Consider the following 15,963-nt stretch of genomic DNA (forward strand, 5'->3'; position numbering starts at 1 on the left):
ACGCGATCAGCATCATTGTCATGAAGGAAGCCTGATATGAGCCATCAACTCTCTGAGATGCTGGATGTCTGGTGGGACGGTCGTGATCAGACGGAATGGGTTCTGGGTACCGTGTACCGGACCGAAGGTTCCGCCTATCGCAAGGCCGGGGCGATGATGCTGATCGACGGGCATGGCAGCCAACATGGATTGCTGAGCGGCGGCTGTTTGGAAGCAGACATCATCCGCAATGCCCGCCGGGCGATGGTCACGGACAAGGTCGTCATGCTTGAATATGACGGCAACGACGAAGACGACGTGTTCTTCAAGCTGGGTGTCGGCTGTGGGGGCAAGGTATACATCATGCTGCAGCCCCTTACTGCCACGAATGACCTTGGCCTTGGCGATTTGCGCCATGCCCTGAAAGACCGCGAGAGCGGTTATTTCCATCAGAAAATCGGTGCGGCCGAAGCCCGGTTTGACCTTGATCCACGGGTTTTGCCCGGCCAACAGGTCGCCACGATCAAGCCCGATGAGCGTGGCGATGACTGGTTGGTCACACCCATTCGGCCAGAGCCGCATATCCTGATTGTCGGGGGTGGTCTGGATGCCCGTCCGGTTGCCAATATCGCCCGTGAAATGGGCTGGCAGGTCAGCCTTGCCGATCCGCGTCCGGCAAATGCCCGTGCGGACCATTTCCCGAATGTCAGCGCGATTGTGCGCGATATCGCGTCACTGGGCACCTATGCCGATCAGCACCGTGTGGATGCCGCCATCCTTATGGCGCACAGCGTATCGATTGATGGCGATGCCCTGCAGGCACTGGGTACCTCAAACATCCGGCATGTTTCGGCATTGGGGCCGCGTCACCGCTTTGCCAATGTGCTTGATCATGCCGGGCTCAAGGAACACGAATTGCCATTCCCGGTTTCCAGTCCTGCCGGGCTTGATATTGGGGGGCAACTTCCCGAAAGCATTGCTTTGTCGATCCTTTCGGGGATCCATCGGGTTCTTTACAGGGAAAGCAACCTGCATATGGCGAAGGTCGCAGAATGACAAAACTTGCAGGGCTTATTCTGGCTGCCGGGGCCAGCGAGCGGTTCGGCGGGCGCAAGCAACTGGCAGAGATCGCAGGAAAGTCGCTTTTGCGTCATACGGTTGATCTGATTGCAGGAACCTGCGAAAGCGCGCCTTTTGTTGTTCTGGGCGCATATCACGAAGATATCGTCGGCGAGGTCACGGGCCGTGGGCATGTGGTTCGCAATCCGGACTGGGCGCGCGGCATGGGCAATTCGATTGCCGCTGGCATCCGGGCAGTGATGGAGCAGGCGGCTTATTGCGACGGTGTTCTGATTGCGGTTTGTGATCAGGTCCGACTGCATGCAGAAGATTATCAGAAACTGATTGATGCCTTTGACGGCACGGCGATCGTCGCAACACAGTACCCCCATGGCTTGGGCGTGCCGGCCATTTTTCCCAGAAACTGCTGGGAAGAACTCTCAGAACTTGATGGCCCCAAGGGGGCAAAGGAAATGATCAATCGCGAAGGCCAAAATGTCCAAGCGGTGGATTTGCCCGGCGCCCTGATTGATGTCGACACCAAGGACGACCTTGCCGCAGCAGTCGCAATCGCCTGATCGCGCTGATCACTGATCCTGTGCTGTATGAAACGGGTCGGTCTTGGCGACAAGTTCGGAGAACTTCTTCATGAATGGTGCGTATTCCACGCCGAGATAGTGATAGAGCGGCAGGACGGAAATCGTTTCCTCGATCACCGGTGCCGGGGTGTCGCCCAGAATGCCTTTTGCGATCATGTCGTCAATATTTGTATCTGCCGCGAGGAAGCGCGTTACGCGGCCATTTGCATAGGCGTCATGCAGTTCGGTGTTAAACATCATCGGCTTGTTCGGGATACCGGTCTTGGCGGTTTTAGTTTTGGCGAACTTTTCTTGCCAGATCACACCCAGCGTAAAGGCAATCGGCGTTTGCGGATCATGGTCATTCGGATTGCGCCACAGCCGGTTTGATTTCTCGCGCAGGGGCACTGATGAACGGACAAAGGCGCGTGAGTAATTTTTTTCCGCCGGAATGGCACGCAGCAACTCCCCATCCACCAGACCTTCGTTGAAATGTAGCGGGCCACGGCGCCCGGGTAGTTTGACCGCCTGAAGCGGGCAGCCCAGATCGGCATATATTTTTTGCAGGATCACAATCGCCTTTTGCGACATCGGTTCGTTTTCGATATAGGCAATTTTTTCAGGGCACTTGTAGTCCGCCTCATCGGCCAAGGCGCTTGAGCTGATCGCAGGCACGAGGGTGACAAAGGCAAGTGCAAAGCGCGACACATACCGCACTGCTTGATGGCGGCTTTTCATGAAATGCCCAAAAGTCGGGATCGGCGGAGTTTTACGGCACGACATCGTTGCAATCCGGTGATACTTGCGCGGTCATTGGTGTGGGTTGAGCTGCGCTTTCTGTTTGCACCTTAACGGTGAACACGATTCTTTCCTAGGGAATTGAAATCCAGGATGTCGGCGTTTGGGCGGGATGGTCCGGGGTTGCGTTGGGGGCTTTAAAATGTTCTGATCGCGCCGCCTTGAAAACACGGTAAATTTTTGCTGCGCCGCACAGGCGCCAAAGGGCAAAAATCGTGACATTTCCGCGTCTTTTTTGATCTCCCTATTGACTTTGGACAGGCACTCCAATAAATGCTGTTAGCACTCGCCGGGGGTGAGTGCTAATACGGGCTCATCCCGGTTAGTCTTAGTTATTAACGAGCCTTAGCTTAAACACGGAGTTGTCTAAAATGAAGTTCCGTCCGCTGCATGATCGCGTCCTGGTACGTCGTGTCGAATCCGACACCAAGACTGCCGGTGGCATCATTATTCCGGATACCGCCAAAGAAAAACCGCAGGAAGGCGAAGTCGTCGCTGTTGGTTCTGGCGTTCGCAAAGACGATGGCTCGGTTGCAGCCCTCGACGTCAAAGCAGGTGACAAAGTCCTGTTTGGCAAATGGTCGGGCACCGAAGTCAAGGTTGATGGCGAAGAGCTGTTGATCATGAAAGAATCCGACATCATGGGCATCATGGAATAAGCCAGCCCTTTGGGTGACTTAAGTCCACGTTCATCCGTCTCATAGAGAGGAAAGAATATTATGGCTGCTAAAGACGTAAAATTTTCCACCGATGCACGCGCTAAAATGCTGCGTGGCGTCGATATCCTGGCAGATGCTGTCAAGGTAACGCTTGGCCCGAAAGGCCGTAACGTTGTTATCGAAAAATCCTTCGGCGCACCGCGTGTGACCAAGGACGGTGTTTCGGTCGCCAAAGAAATCGAACTGACCGACAAGTTCGAAAACATGGGCGCGCAGATGGTTCGCGAAGTCGCGTCGAAAACCGCCGATCTGGCAGGTGACGGCACCACGACCGCAACCGTTCTGGCACAGGCAATCGTTCGTGAAGGCAACAAGTCCGTTGCTGCCGGCATGAACCCTATGGACCTGAAGCGCGGTATCGACCTCGCAACTTCCAAAGTCATCGAATCGATTTCGAGCCGTGCACGTAAAGTTGCCGGTCGTGACGAGATCGCACAGGTTGGTAACATCTCCGCTAACGGTGACCGTGAAGTCGGCGACATGATCGCTGAAGCCATGGAAAAAGTTGGCAACGAAGGTGTTATCACCGTTGAGGAAGCCAAAGGCCTGCACACCGAACTCGACGTTGTCGAAGGCATGCAGTTCGACCGTGGTTACCTGTCCCCGTACTTCGTAACCAACCCGGAGAAAATGGTCGCAGAAATGGATGCTCCGTACATCCTTCTGTTCGACAAGAAAATCTCCTCGCTTCAGCCGATCCTTCCGCTGCTTGAGTCGGTCGTTCAGTCCGGCAAGCCGCTTCTGATCATTGCTGAAGACATCGAAGGCGAAGCACTGGCAACGCTCGTTGTCAACAAGCTGCGCGGTGGCCTGAAAATCGCTGCTGTTAAAGCACCAGGCTTCGGCGACCGTCGTAAAGCCATGCTCGAAGACATCGCGATCCTTACCGGTGGTCAGGTTGTCTCCGAAGATCTCGGCATCAAGCTGGAAAACGTTACCGTCGACATGCTCGGTACCGCGAAATCGGTTACCATCACCAAAGAAGAAACCACCATCGTTGATGGTGCTGGTGAGAAAGCACAGATCGAAGCACGCGTTGGCCAGATCCGTGCCCAGATCGAAGAAACCTCCTCTGACTACGATCGTGAAAAACTGCAGGAACGTCTCGCGAAACTCGCAGGCGGCGTTGCAGTGATCAAAATCGGTGGCGCTTCGGAAATCGAAGTGAAAGAACGTAAAGACCGCGTTGACGATGCCCTGCACGCGACCCGCGCTGCTGTTGAAGAAGGCATTGTAGCTGGTGGTGGTACGGCTCTGCTGTACTCCGTCAAGGCACTTGAAGGTCTCGAAGGTGAAAACCACGACCAGACCATCGGTGTTGACATCGTTCGCCGTGCCCTGCAGGCACCGGTTCGCCAGATCGCAACCAATGCTGGCGTAGACGGCGCGGTTGTTGCTGGCAAACTGCTTGAGCAGGACGACGTAGAGTTCGGTTACGACGCTCAGAAGGGCGAGTACACCAACCTCGTCAAAGCTGGCATCATCGACCCGGCCAAAGTTGTTCGTACTGCCCTGCAGGACGCAGCATCGGTCGCAGGTCTGCTGATCACCACCGAATGCATGATCGCTGAGAAGCCGGACGATAGCCCGGCTGCTGGCGGCGCGCCTGACATGGGCGGCATGGGTGGTATGGGTGGCATGGGTGGCATGGGCTTCTAAGCCTCACCCAACCGACCAAGCACTACGAGACGGGCTCCGCAATTGCGGAGCCCTTTTTGTTTTTGGGTGTTCGGCTTGCCGAAAGTGCGAAGGGTAAGCGCCTATTCAAGGCAGCTTTGATTGCGACCGTTTTCCTTGGCCTGATAGAGCGCATGGTCGGCACGCACAAGCACGTCCTCGGGGCTCTCGCCGCGCTGATAGCAGGCGATACCCGCACTAACGGTTACCAAGATATCCGTATCGTCGACCGTGGTGGGGGATATTTCGATCCGTTCACGGATGCGTTCGGCGACAAAACGGGCAGCTTCCCCGTCCGTATCGGGCAGCAGGACAACAAATTCCTCACCGCCAAGGCGGAAGAACAGTTTTTCCTCTTCAAACCGCAATGTGTTGGATGCTGTGCTGGTGACATGCTGAAGCACAATGTCACCGGTATTATGGCCATAGGTATCGTTCACATGCTTGAAGTGATCGATATCGATCATCACCAGCGCATATGGCGTGCCGGTGCGGCTGCTTTTGGCATGAATGCGTGCGATACGGTCTTCGAAGGCTGCACGGTTTAACAGACCGGTCAACGGATCGTGGAATGCCTCGAATTCAAGGTTCAGGTTATGCAGCTTCTGATGATGAATGTTCTTGAGCAGGCCGATGACCCGGACCGGGTTGTTGAACCTGTCTCGTTCCGTCACAGACCCCACATGGCTGAACCATTCCCAACGATCGGTGTCACCGATCTGGATGCGCGCATCGACCTCAAAGGAGGGGGTATGCCCGGCAAGATGGGCATTAAGCGCCAGGTTGAACGCATGACGGTCGTCTGAATGGATGCGCTGGCGCAGGTCTTCGACATTGAGCTTGTCATCGTCATTTTCGATATCAAGCAGGCGATAGAAGCTGTCAGAGAAATAGCCGCGCTTTTCGGGAATGTTCCAGTCCAAGAGACCCTGACCCGCCGTGTCGAGGGCAAATTGCAGGCGCTGATCGAGTGCCTGTCTTTTCTGCTCGCTTGTGCGTTTGGCTTGGCGGTCGAGTTTGATCCGCAACAGAAACACAGCCGCGACACCAACAATGACAATCGAGGCAATGATCGCGTTTTGCCGGGTCGAATAATAGGTTTCAAAGAACCGGTCGGTCGATATCTGCAGATAGACCGTCAGCGGCAGGCCGGGCAGGTTGCTGTGAGACAGGACAAGCTTGTCTTCAATCCGTGCCATATCGGCATGGAGCGCCTCCTGGTTATGATAGCTGTACCAGTAGCTGGTTTCGTCCTGAACACTCAGCCAATCGATAACGGTGTTGGCCAGCGCATACTGGTTGGTTAGGATATTTTCGCTATTGGCACCGGCAACGCGAATTCTTGCCTCGGTCAGGAATTTCTCAAGCGGGGTGTTTTCGTAGGGGCTTCCAACCGAAACCAGAACAATAACCACGCCGGCAAAGCTGCCATCGTCACGCCAGACGCCGCGTTCCGTGGCGATTTCACCGGTTTTCAGGCCAAGGTCTCCGGATCGCAGAAAGGCCGGTTCAATCCAGGCATCGCGATGACGGCTCAATATCGCATCGGTTTTTAACATCCGCCGGGAAATGTTCTGAAACACAAAGCTGTCGGATATTTCGCCATGTTCATTGATGTGAATGAAGCCACTGATGTCAGCGTCATCCTGAACAATGGCCGTCATTTGTTTGACAAGCGGCGCGGGCATGGTTTCGGTTTCTGACACTCTGCGGGTTGCAAGCAGGGCAACGCCATCTGCCTTTGTCAGAATGCTCGACAGATTGTCGGCATAGGTCGAAATGCCAAATGCAGCGGTATCAAGCGCCTTTTGAGACGCGATGCGATGTTCTGTCACCGTCTGATGGGCAAGCATGAACAGAACCCCCACCAGCAACCCGATCGACAGGAAGATGCTGAGGAATTCTTCGCCAAGCACCTGGCGCCAGTCATGGTGTTTGCGACGCGCGACGCCCACAGTCAGTCATCCCCGTGTTGCGTAAGAATATCAAAGGTCTGCTCGGAGATGCCGATCTTTTCGGCCATCTCGCGTTGGTGCCCGGCCAGTGCCCGACGTACGCCATCGCGTTCAGCATCGCTTGGTGCTGTGACGACGACACCATTGTCACGCAGCACGTTCATTGATTTTTCCTGATGGCGCACAGCAAGATCGCGCCCCGCCGAAATCATCACGTCCCAGACATTGGTGATGACGCGTCGTTGATCGTCGCCGAGGCGTTTCCAGATGTCACCCGAGATGATCGGGACATAAAACGGATAGTAGGAATGGCTGAGGAACGCATGCCGGATGCCGTATTCCCACAGGGATGCGCTGACAACGGTACTACTTGTTGTCAAAAGGCCGTCAATTTCACCACGATCAAGTGCCTCCGGGACATTGGGCCAGGGGATCAGCACCGGTTCAGCACCCAGGGCTGCAAGACGCAGCGCGTTGGCTTCGCCGCCGGCATAGCGAATGCGAAGTCCCTTGAGGTCTTCAAAGCTGCCAATGCGTTTGTTGCGGGTGAAAATGTGGGCCGGGCCAAGGTCAAGCCATTTGCCAATCACCTTGACGTTCAGCTGTGCTTGCAGGGAATGATCAAGGGCCTGACCAACCGGACCGTCAACCAGTTTCCGGACGTCTTTAGCGCCAAGCCCCATAAAGCTCGGCAGCAGCAGCGCGTTCAGGTCGCTGCTATATTGCCCCAGATGCCAGACGCCGGGGGCGGCAATGGCGACACGGGCGCTGGAAACGGCTTCGGCGACATCGCGGTCACTAAATGCCTGGGCGGAATGAATGACTTCGAAATGATGTCCCGGAATTTCGGCGTTAAGTGCCTCGGCATAGTTCAGCAAAAAGATCGTCTGAAAATGCGACGTCGTGTTTTCCGTCGAAATCTGGATATCCGCAGCCTTGGTCGGCGTGCCCCAAAACAGCAGGGCCGCCAGGACTGTTAAAATCATTCCGGGCATTTTGTGGTAACTCGCCATACGGCGCCAGACCGGGGAGGTCGGGCAGATTTAGAATTATTCTTTCTTGGGGCGAAACTACCTTTGGTGTCAGTGAGGTGCCTTGACGCAAGTCAAAGCACCTATCCTTTTGTCTAGTTTTGCGGTTGGAGGGCCTTAACCCGTTTAACCGAAAAGCTTTTTCAGGTGACGCGGCTGGCACCGCAAGTATTGCGGGGCAGCTTTGACCTCTGCGCCAAGGGTTGCCGCGGCATGCCATGGCCAGCGCGGATCATACAGAATACCACGCGCCAGTGCGATGGCGTCGGCCTGCCCGGTAAAGGTGATGGCCTCGGCCTGTTCGGCCTCGGTGATCAGGCCAACCGCGATGGTCGGCATCGACACCTCCGACTTGATGCGCGCGGCAAAAGGCACCTGATAATTCGGGCCGAGCGGGATTTTCTGGTCGATATGCAGGCCGCCAGAAGACACGTGGATAAAGTCACATCCGCGTTCTTCAAGCAATTTGGCAAGCGCCACGCTTTGGTCCAGATCCCAGCCATCTTCAACCCAGTCGGTTGCGGAAATCCGGATGCCGACCGGATAGTCATCCCCGACGGCCGCCCGGATGGCGTCGTAAACTTCCAGTGCCAGGCGGGTGCGGTTTTCAAACGATCCGCCATACTCATCGTCGCGCTTGTTGGCATGGGGCGACATGAATTGATGCAACAGATAGCCGTGCGCACCATGAATTTCGATGGCGTCAAAGCCAAGACGAACAGAGCGTTTCGCACTTTCACCAAAGGCCGCAACGATTTCGGCAATCCCTGCCTTGGTGAGGCTTTCGGGAACCGGATCGCCTTCCTTGAACGGGATGGCGGATGGGGCCACGACCTGCCAGCCATTTTCATGATCCGGGGACAGGGCATGGGCGCCAAGCCACGGCTTTTCGCACGATGCCTTGCGCCCGGCATGGGCCAATTGGACGGCAACCGGCATGTCGGAATGGCTGCGGACCGCCGAAAGCGTGCCGGCAAGGGCTGCTTCGGTTTCGTCATCCCACAGGCCAACATCGCCATAGGTAATCCGGCCTGCGGGCTCAACAGCGGTTGCTTCGATGATCAGAAGCCCGGCACCGGATTGCGCCAGGTTGCCCAGATGCATGTCATGCCACGGGGCTGTTTTGCCATCCACTGCGGAATACTGACACATCGGGGCGATGACAATGCGGTTGTCGAGTTCAAGCGACCCCAGTTTCAGGGGCGTAAAGAGTGTGCTCATGACATTCGTCCTTTATTCGGGGGGTGCGGCTGTGCGCATGACAATGACATGAAGCTATCGCGCGGGGGCATCCTTCGCCAGTGCGAAACCAAATTATTTCAGTGATTGGAAGGGCTTGGTGGCGGCTTGAGAAAAATTGACGAAAAAATTCAAAAAAATGCTTGGTGATACTTGCGGAATTTTTCACCCGATCTATCTCAAGGTTGGAACGGGGCATGGTGCCCCGATACGCGTCAAGGTTGCAGCCTGGTCTGGACTGATGGCGCAAGATTACTCGTCTGTAATGGAGGGTACTATAATGACTGGTCTTCAGACTCTTAATGGATCCCGTCGTCTGTCTTCGGCACCGACCTATGGTGATCCTTTCACCCTACTTTCCCGTGATGTCGACCGCATGATCGGTTCGATCTTTGGCGACCGTACTGCTGCTTCGGCCAAGGCACCAGCAGAAGGCCCAGATGCAGCCAAGGCTGTGCTGAACCCGAAGATCGATATCTATGACGGTGATGATCACTTTGAACTTTCCGCCGAACTTCCCGGCGTGGATCAGGATGATGTCGATGTCGAAGTGCTCGACGGTGTTCTGACCATCACCGGTGAAAAGAAATTCAGCCGTGAAAGCACCGATGGTGCGCATGTTGTTGAACGCAGCTATGGCAGCTTCAAGCGGTCCTTCCGTCTGAATGATACCATTGATGCCGATAACATTTCCGCATCCTTCAAGAACGGTGTTCTGGTGCTCACTCTCCCGAAGGTAGCAGAACAGAAGCCTGAACCGCGCAAGATTGCGGTTTCCAGCTAAGGATTGTCTCACCTCCCGAAAGAAGATTATCCCCTGATAGACTGACGGGCGGTTTTACCGCCCGTCTTTTTTTGTTTCTGTCAGCGATGTGGCGGGTTTGGTGCTATCGCCCGGTATACCCGCTGCACTGATCAAGGGGCATGTCAAACAGGCCGGTTTCATCAAACCGGTCAAGTGCCGCAGTCCAAGGGGCCAAGTCGATCTTCTGGGCTTTGAGCCAATCGGCATTGTAATAGGTATCGCAATAGCGATCCCCGCCATCACACAGCAAGGTCACGACCGACCCGGTCTGCCCGGCGGTTTTCATTTCCGAGATCAGAGACAGGGTCGCAATCAGGTTGGTGCCGGTCGAACCGCCGCAGCGCCGCCCAAGATGCTTTTCAAGATAATAAAGGGCTGCAAAGCTTGCCGCGTCGGGGATGCGATACATGCGATCAACAACGGTCGGGTTGAAGCTGGGCTCGACGCGGGGGCGGCCAATGCCTTCGACGCGTGACCCCTTGCTGTTGGTGACCGAACAGTCGCCGGTTTCATAGCCATCATAGAAAACCGAGTTTTCCGGATCGGCAACACACAGCTCGCAGCCCTGACCAAGGCTTCGGCCATAACGGATATAGCGCCCGACTGTCGATGACGTGCCCCCGGTCCCGGCACCGACCACGACCCAGCGCGGGATCGGATGAGTTTCGCGTTTGAGCTGGTCAAAGATGCTTTCGGCAATGTTGTTGTTGCCGCGCCAGTCAGTCGCGCGTTCAGCATAGGTGAACTGGTCCATGTAATGGCCGCCCAGTTCACGCGCCAGACGTTGGGATTCGTCATAAATCTGGCCGCCATGATCCACAAGGTGGCTTTCGCCGCCATAAAAGGCGATCTGATCGATTTTCTGCTGCGATGTCGATTTCGGCATCACCGCGATAAAGCGCAATCCCAGAAGTTTGGCAAAATAGGCTTCCGACACAGCGGTCGAGCCACTGGAGGCCTCGATGATCGGGGTGTCCTTGGTGATCCAGCCATTACAAAGCCCATACAAAAACAGCGAGCGCGCCAGACGGTGTTTCAGACTGCCTGACGGATGGGTCGACTCATCTTTCAGATACAGCCCGATATCGCCAAGCTTTGGCAGATCAAGGCGGATCAGATGGGTGTCGGCAGACCGGTTGAAATCGGCTTCGATCGTGCTGATGGCATCGGCCACCCATTGGCGGTCATAGGGCATGAAACATCCTGACTCTGGTTGGATCACTCTGTGGGCATGGTCGGGGCAGGGCGCTGACCCGACCCGGAATTGCGATCTGTTTAGGTTAAAATAATACAAAAAACGACAGTAAAATTGTGTCGATACATTCAGGGCAGCTTGGGTCGGGCCGGTTTGCTTACGTCGATTTTCAACAGATTGGGCTTGCTAACACTTTTTTCAAAGCTAACCTTTACTATACAAGGTTCTCGATTCTTCGATTTGACTGGATGGCTCGCAAATCATGGCTGACGACGATAAGGATCCGTTTAGCGTACGCATGGGTGCCTCGGACATCGGGGCGGCTTATGATGTGCCCGTGCGCGTATCAACGGTGATTGGCAAAAGCCAGATTCAGGTTGCGCAATTGATGCGCCTGACCCGTGGTGCCGTGCTTGAACTGGATCGCCGTGTCGGTGAGCCGGTCGATATCTATGTCAATAACCGGCTGGTCGCCCGTGGTGAACTGGTCGTGGTGGATGAGAACCTTGGTGTGACCATCACCGAAGTCGTCAAAAGCGGTATGGTCATCGAGACCCACCACTAATCTCTCAAAACTTGAAGATCACGAAGCGTTTGCCAGCCTAAAGCAGGCTTTCGGCAGCTAAGCGTTTATCGACGCGTGCGATTTCTTCGGGGCGCAGGCGCGGTTCAAGTGCGGCAATGGCCGCATGTGGATCAAGCGGTTCTTCCTCGCCCGCACCTGTCGGAAAGGTAATGGTGCCGCTTGCTGCACGCCGCAGCCAGTAATAGGCATCGGCGTAATTCTGTTTCACGCCCCAGCCGCGTTCAAGCAAGGCGCCATACATGAACTGCCCGGCATGCATGTTTTCCTTTGCGGCAATTTCAAAGTGATGGGCTGCCTCGACGAAGTTCTGGCGGACGCCACGACCATGAAAATACTGCGTGCCGATCATATAGGCCGCATTGCCATTATGCGGATCGATCTCAAGCGCGCGCATGAAATATTTCGTGGCGCGGAAATGATCATAGGGCAGGCCATAGCCATTGAAATGCAGCAGCCCAAGGTAATAGACCGCCCCACCATGATTGGCCCCTGCGGCCTTGGTGAACCAGTCGGCGGCCATGCCATATTCCGGTTTGCCGAGATCACCGCGAAAATACATCAGACCCAAAGCATACTGGGCATAGGGATCGTCTTCCTTGGCCGCCAGTCGCCAATATGATTGCGCGCGCAGAAAGTCACCGGCCTGATAGGCATAATACCCGGTCTGGTATTCCTTGCTCATGCCAACGGCGTGGCTGTTTGTTGGCAGCAGCACACAGGCAAGCAGGGCAAGGATGAGGAGGGGGCGTCGGCCGGAATGGCGGGCCGAAGGAGGACGCGTCACGTTACGGAACCATCAGGAATTTGATTTAAAGAGCGGCACGACCTTGCGGGCGCGTTTTTCGATGGCTTCAAGCACATTGATGATGTCTGAGCTTTGTTTGATGCGTTCACCACTGTGCAGGGCGACGAACTGTCCGGCGTTTTTATGTTCGCTGCCCAATTTGATGACCGTGAAAAGCGGGGTTTCGTGGGTGGAGCGGAAAATGGAAAACATCGCCATCCCGTCCAGGTGGTCAATGGCATAATCCTTCCAGGCACCGCTGGCAACCTGTCTTGAATAGGTGTTCATGAGTCTCATCAGTTCAGTCCGGTCAAAATGCACAAAGCTCTTGGCTTTGCGGTACTTTGCCAAATCGAACAATGTTCCCATGGGTTACTCCGCCAGCGTGTGTCCATGGTTATCGTTTGGCCCCAAGGCGTGATGACAACCATGTGACACGGTAGCGCGGATTGACCGATGCCTCAAGTTTCAATGGATGAAATGCACAGCAAAGAATAAGCGTGCTTACAGGCTGCGCGACCGGGTCGGGGGCCAGTCAACGGTCTGTGCCCCGGTGTTATAGGGATCGGGCGTGCGATAGCAACTGACTGCCGCGAGCGAACGATAACAGTAAAGCGGGGTTTCCGGGACCGGATCCTTTTTGCAATAGGATTTGCCATCAATCTTGCGGATGGTCGAGCAATCCTGACCGGTCGAAAGCGACACGGCGTGGTCAATCAGGGTCTTGTCGGAATTCACAATGCTGATCACGTCAAAGGCCAGATACCACTCACCACCGGTGAAAATGCTGGTGCCGACAATGTCAGACATCGTCGTACTGCAACCCGAAACGGTCGATCCCATGACGGCAGCAAACAGCCCGGCAAGAATACGCTGTCGGATAATGCGCCGTTTTGAGGCCTTTGTATGTGCAATCTCGCGACGTTTCATTGTGGTCTCCGTCCGCGCACCGGGCAATTATGACCGATGACAAGTTCAAATCTGTTCCCTTGCCAGATGTATAAGCAAGCCCTGTGCCGAACCGAAGGTAAGCCGTGCATAAAAGGCCATATGGCATTCTATCGCCGCGTTTCCAGCCGGTTTTGGCACTATCAATGCCCGCCAGGGTGTTTGTGATGCTGCCCGGCAAAGCTCTCAAAGCGGTTTAAAAACGTCGATCTCAAAGCGCATTTCTGCAACTGGCAGGCAATTCTTTCCCGCCCTGATGTCACTGCCCGAATTGGGTCATATCTGGCTGATAGCAACGACATTTGTGATGTTGTCTGCCCGCTTATGTCAGGGACGGGTGAAAATAATCATAGGAAAGACCCGATTGGTGTCGAGCAGACTTGACCCTGTACCCGCTGGCGCGTTAAATCCTTGCCAGAATTTTTTCAGATAAGCGGGCAGGTTGCCCGCTTTATTGTGACCGGATTGGAGCCGTTTTCGTGGTTGATATTTTCCAGGAAGTCGAAGAAGACCTGAAGCGTGAACGCAGCGAAGAGCTGTGGCGCAAATACGGGAAATACGTGATCGGCGTTGCCGCGGCCATCGTTCTGGGTGTTGCAGGTCGTGAAGGCTGGAAAACCTACGAAACCAGCACCAGCATCGAAAACGGTACCCGTCTTGCCAATGCTGTCGAGCTGGCACAGGACAGCGCAACCGATCAGGACGCCGCACTGGCTGCCCTTGATGCGATCATTGCTGATGGCAATGCCGACTTTGTCGCCCTTGGCCATTTCCAGAAGGCGGCTGTTTATCTGCGCGCTGATGCGGTTCCGTCAGCGGTGAACGAACTCGAAGCCGTTGCCGGTAATTCCGACATTGATCAGGTTTACCGTGATCTTGCCGTGGTTCAGATCGCAATGAACAGCGCGAGTGCCAGTAATGCGCAGGACTTGATTGCGCGTCTGGAGCCGATCGCGGTGCCGGAAAATGCCTGGTACTACTCGGCACGTGAAATGATCGCGCTCCTGCATATCGCCGGTGGCGAGGTCGAAGCCGCCAAGCCGCTTCTGACCGAGATCGCAGACGATAACAGTGCGCCGCAAGGCATGCGCGCAAGGGCAAGTGAAATTCTCAAGGCTGTTGGTGCCTGACATCACCCGGACAGCAATGGAGCGTGATAGCGCTTCATATGACGTGAGTTCATTCAGGGGAAACGGTTTTGACCACACGCGGTATTAAGTCACTTCTGTGCGTAATCGGCATGACAGGCCTTTTGGCAGGGTGTTCAAGCTGGCTTGGCGAGGCAGAAGACCCGCCGCTTCCGGGCGAGCGTATTTCCGTTCTTGCCCTGCAAAGCACGGTTCAGCCCGATGTGGCGCTTAGCGATCAGCGCGTGATCCTGCCCGAACCCGAACCGATGGTCGACTGGCCGCAAAATGGCGGCTATCCGAGCCACGCCCTTCATCACGTTGGTCTTGATAACGAAGTTCTTGAACAGGACTGGTCGATTGATATCGGCGAAGGGTCGATGGATGACAACCTTCTGCTCAATCAGGCGATTGTCGCGCGCGGTGTGATCTTTACCATTGATGCGGCGGCCGAAGTTCGCGCCTATGCTGCAACCTCGGGCAAGGAAATCTGGTCGCTTGAACTGGCCCCTGAGGACGAAGAAGACAGCACCCTTCTGGGCGGTGGCCTGGCCTATGAAGCCGGTGTCATCTATGCCACCACGGGCTTTGCCGAAATCATCGCCATTGATGCGCCGAGTGCCACGGTTCTGTGGCGCCAGCAGGTCAGCGCACCGATGCGCTCCGCACCGACTGTGCGCGGTGGCCGTGTCTTTGCCATTACCATTGATAACCAGACTGTTGCGCTGAACGCGCGCACGGGTGAAAACCTTTGGAACCATCGTGGTGCTGCCGAAGGTGCCTCCTTTATCGGTGGTGCCAGCCCAGCGGTTGATCAGGGTGTGGTCATTTCGGCCTATTCGACGGGCGAGCTTTATGCCCTTCGCGTGGAAAACGGTCAGGTGATCTGGTCGGATGCGCTCGCGGCTGCTGGTCGTACCGATGCGGTGTCGGCAATTGCCGATATTCGTGGCTTGCCGGTGATTGATAATGATCTGGTGATTGCCACAAGTAACTCCGGCCTGACCACGGCGATTGACCTGCGTACCGGTTATCGCGTTTGGGAATTGGAGGCCGGTGGCATTCAGTCGCCATGGGTGGCCGGCGAATACGTATACCTGCTAACCAATACAAATGACTTGATTACCTTGCGTCGGAAGACCGGACAGGTTAAATGGGTCACCGTTCTGCCCCGTTATACCGATCCCGAGGATCAGGAAGGCCCGATTGTCTGGACAGGGCCGGTTCTGGCCGGTGACAGGTTGATCGTTGGTAACGAGCAGGGCGAAGTAATGACTGTTTCCCCTTATAGTGGTGATATCCTCGGTCAGGATGAAGTATCCGGCCCGATCACTTTGCCGCCATCTGTTGCCGGAGACAGCCTTTACTTCCTGACTGCGGATGCCGATCTAATCGCATATCGCTGATCGGTCAGGAACGAACACAGTTTTCGCAAGGTTTCCTTGCAGGTTTTTGCGATGCGCCGTGGGCCCGAATGCCCGCG

At 55.5% G+C, this 15,963-nt stretch carries 16 protein-coding genes; 8 read left to right on the plus strand and 8 right to left on the minus strand.

Annotated features, from left to right (window positions below):
* Positions 1-36 precede the first annotated feature (36 nt).
* Both ACXAF0_RS08780 and ACXAF0_RS08785 read left to right on the plus strand, forming a co-directional pair.
* On the plus strand, positions 37-1,035 hold the full coding sequence (locus tag ACXAF0_RS08780) for an XdhC family protein (protein ID WP_475345502.1): 999 nt from the start codon (positions 37-39) through the stop codon (positions 1,033-1,035).
* Positions 1,032-1,616, plus strand: a complete 585-nt coding sequence (locus ACXAF0_RS08785) for a nucleotidyltransferase family protein (protein ID WP_475345503.1) — start codon at positions 1,032-1,034, stop codon at positions 1,614-1,616. Before ACXAF0_RS08780 ends, ACXAF0_RS08785 begins: the two co-directional genes overlap by 4 nt.
* 9 nt (positions 1,617-1,625) lie before the next feature.
* Here the strand turns inward: ACXAF0_RS08785 and ACXAF0_RS08790 are convergent, their stop codons facing one another.
* Positions 1,626-2,399, minus strand: coding sequence for a hypothetical protein (locus ACXAF0_RS08790; RefSeq protein ID WP_475345504.1), 774 nt, complete (start codon positions 2,397-2,399; stop codon positions 1,626-1,628).
* Positions 2,400-2,785: 386 nt separating this feature from the next.
* Here ACXAF0_RS08790 and groES point away from each other — a divergent pair, with 386 nt between their 5' ends.
* Complete coding sequence (gene groES, locus ACXAF0_RS08795) at positions 2,786-3,073, plus strand: co-chaperone GroES (RefSeq protein ID WP_044827408.1); 288 nt, start codon at positions 2,786-2,788, stop codon at positions 3,071-3,073.
* A 60-nt stretch (positions 3,074-3,133) separates the two neighbouring features.
* Positions 3,134-4,792: a chaperonin GroEL gene (gene groL / locus ACXAF0_RS08800; protein WP_475345505.1), complete on the plus strand. Its 1,659-nt coding sequence runs from the start codon at positions 3,134-3,136 to the stop codon at positions 4,790-4,792.
* A gap of 101 nt (positions 4,793-4,893) precedes the next feature.
* Here groL and ACXAF0_RS08805 read toward each other — a convergent pair whose 3' ends face one another.
* The 3 genes from ACXAF0_RS08805 to ACXAF0_RS08815 all read right to left on the minus strand — a co-directional run bounded on the left by ACXAF0_RS08805 (position 4,894) and on the right by ACXAF0_RS08815 (position 9,017).
* Positions 4,894-6,765: a GGDEF domain-containing protein gene (locus ACXAF0_RS08805; protein ID WP_475345506.1), complete on the minus strand. Its 1,872-nt coding sequence runs from the start codon at positions 6,763-6,765 to the stop codon at positions 4,894-4,896.
* Positions 6,766-6,767: 2 nt separating this feature from the next.
* Positions 6,768-7,751 carry a TRAP transporter substrate-binding protein DctP gene (dctP, locus tag ACXAF0_RS08810; RefSeq protein WP_475345507.1) on the minus strand — a complete coding sequence of 328 codons (984 nt, stop codon included), beginning with the start codon at positions 7,749-7,751 and terminating at the stop codon, positions 6,768-6,770.
* 171 nt (positions 7,752-7,922) lie between these two features.
* A complete protein-coding gene (locus ACXAF0_RS08815; RefSeq protein WP_475345508.1) occupies positions 7,923-9,017 on the minus strand; it encodes an NADH:flavin oxidoreductase/NADH oxidase in 1,095 nt (364 codons plus the stop codon).
* 298 nt (positions 9,018-9,315) lie between these two features.
* Between ACXAF0_RS08815 and ACXAF0_RS08820 the strand changes: the two genes are divergently transcribed.
* Positions 9,316-9,819: an Hsp20/alpha crystallin family protein gene (locus ACXAF0_RS08820; RefSeq protein ID WP_475345509.1), complete on the plus strand. Its 504-nt coding sequence runs from the start codon at positions 9,316-9,318 to the stop codon at positions 9,817-9,819.
* Positions 9,820-9,922: 103 nt separating this feature from the next.
* On the opposite strand, the gene ACXAF0_RS08825 is transcribed toward ACXAF0_RS08820, so the two are convergent.
* Positions 9,923-11,035: a PLP-dependent cysteine synthase family protein gene (locus ACXAF0_RS08825; RefSeq protein ID WP_475345510.1), complete on the minus strand. Its 1,113-nt coding sequence runs from the start codon at positions 11,033-11,035 to the stop codon at positions 9,923-9,925.
* A gap of 262 nt (positions 11,036-11,297) precedes the next feature.
* Here ACXAF0_RS08825 and fliN point away from each other — a divergent pair, with 262 nt between their 5' ends.
* Positions 11,298-11,600, plus strand: coding sequence for a flagellar motor switch protein FliN (gene fliN / locus ACXAF0_RS08830; RefSeq protein WP_040823589.1), 303 nt, complete (start codon positions 11,298-11,300; stop codon positions 11,598-11,600).
* Positions 11,601-11,637: 37 nt separating this feature from the next.
* Here the strand turns inward: fliN and ACXAF0_RS08835 are convergent, their stop codons facing one another.
* From ACXAF0_RS08835 to ACXAF0_RS08845, 3 genes are all read right to left on the minus strand, one after another.
* A complete protein-coding gene (locus ACXAF0_RS08835) occupies positions 11,638-12,405 on the minus strand; it encodes a tetratricopeptide repeat protein (RefSeq protein ID WP_475345511.1) in 768 nt (255 codons plus the stop codon).
* A gap of 12 nt (positions 12,406-12,417) precedes the next feature.
* Positions 12,418-12,702 carry a DUF2794 domain-containing protein gene (locus tag ACXAF0_RS08840; RefSeq protein WP_475345512.1) on the minus strand — a complete coding sequence of 95 codons (285 nt, stop codon included), beginning with the start codon at positions 12,700-12,702 and terminating at the stop codon, positions 12,418-12,420.
* Positions 12,703-12,909: 207 nt separating this feature from the next.
* A complete protein-coding gene (locus tag ACXAF0_RS08845) occupies positions 12,910-13,335 on the minus strand; it encodes a hypothetical protein (RefSeq protein ID WP_475345513.1) in 426 nt (141 codons plus the stop codon).
* 497 nt (positions 13,336-13,832) lie between these two features.
* Here ACXAF0_RS08845 and ACXAF0_RS08850 point away from each other — a divergent pair, with 497 nt between their 5' ends.
* Both ACXAF0_RS08850 and ACXAF0_RS08855 read left to right on the plus strand, forming a co-directional pair.
* The gene (locus ACXAF0_RS08850) at positions 13,833-14,483 is read left to right on the plus strand and encodes a tetratricopeptide repeat protein (RefSeq protein ID WP_475345514.1); all 651 of its coding nucleotides are present in this window, start codon (positions 13,833-13,835) and stop codon (positions 14,481-14,483) included.
* 68 nt (positions 14,484-14,551) lie between these two features.
* The gene (locus tag ACXAF0_RS08855; protein ID WP_475345515.1) at positions 14,552-15,886 is read left to right on the plus strand and encodes a PQQ-binding-like beta-propeller repeat protein; all 1,335 of its coding nucleotides are present in this window, start codon (positions 14,552-14,554) and stop codon (positions 15,884-15,886) included.
* Positions 15,887-15,963 lie beyond the last annotated feature (77 nt).

Source organism: Thalassospira sp. ABD4_177 (assembly GCF_056160125.1).

Bases quoted from the DNA above. Each gene is read 5' to 3' on its own strand.
- ACXAF0_RS08780 (WP_475345502.1), top strand. From the start codon at position 37: ATGAGCCATCAACTCTCTGAGATGCTGGATGTCTGGTGGGACGGTCGT.
- ACXAF0_RS08785 (WP_475345503.1), top strand. From the start codon at position 1,032: ATGACAAAACTTGCAGGGCTTATTCTGGCTGCCGGGGCCAGCGAGCGG.
- ACXAF0_RS08790 (WP_475345504.1), bottom strand. From the start codon at position 2,399: ATGTCGTGCCGTAAAACTCCGCCGATCCCGACTTTTGGGCATTTCATG.
- groES (WP_044827408.1), top strand. From the start codon at position 2,786: ATGAAGTTCCGTCCGCTGCATGATCGCGTCCTGGTACGTCGTGTCGAA.
- groL (WP_475345505.1), top strand. From the start codon at position 3,134: ATGGCTGCTAAAGACGTAAAATTTTCCACCGATGCACGCGCTAAAATG.
- dctP (WP_475345507.1), bottom strand. From the start codon at position 7,751: ATGATTTTAACAGTCCTGGCGGCCCTGCTGTTTTGGGGCACGCCGACC.
- ACXAF0_RS08815 (WP_475345508.1), bottom strand. From the start codon at position 9,017: ATGAGCACACTCTTTACGCCCCTGAAACTGGGGTCGCTTGAACTCGAC.
- ACXAF0_RS08820 (WP_475345509.1), top strand. From the start codon at position 9,316: ATGACTGGTCTTCAGACTCTTAATGGATCCCGTCGTCTGTCTTCGGCA.
- ACXAF0_RS08825 (WP_475345510.1), bottom strand. From the start codon at position 11,035: ATGCCCTATGACCGCCAATGGGTGGCCGATGCCATCAGCACGATCGAA.
- fliN (WP_040823589.1), top strand. From the start codon at position 11,298: ATGGCTGACGACGATAAGGATCCGTTTAGCGTACGCATGGGTGCCTCG.
- ACXAF0_RS08840 (WP_475345512.1), bottom strand. From the start codon at position 12,702: ATGAGACTCATGAACACCTATTCAAGACAGGTTGCCAGCGGTGCCTGG.
- ACXAF0_RS08845 (WP_475345513.1), bottom strand. From the start codon at position 13,335: ATGAAACGTCGCGAGATTGCACATACAAAGGCCTCAAAACGGCGCATT.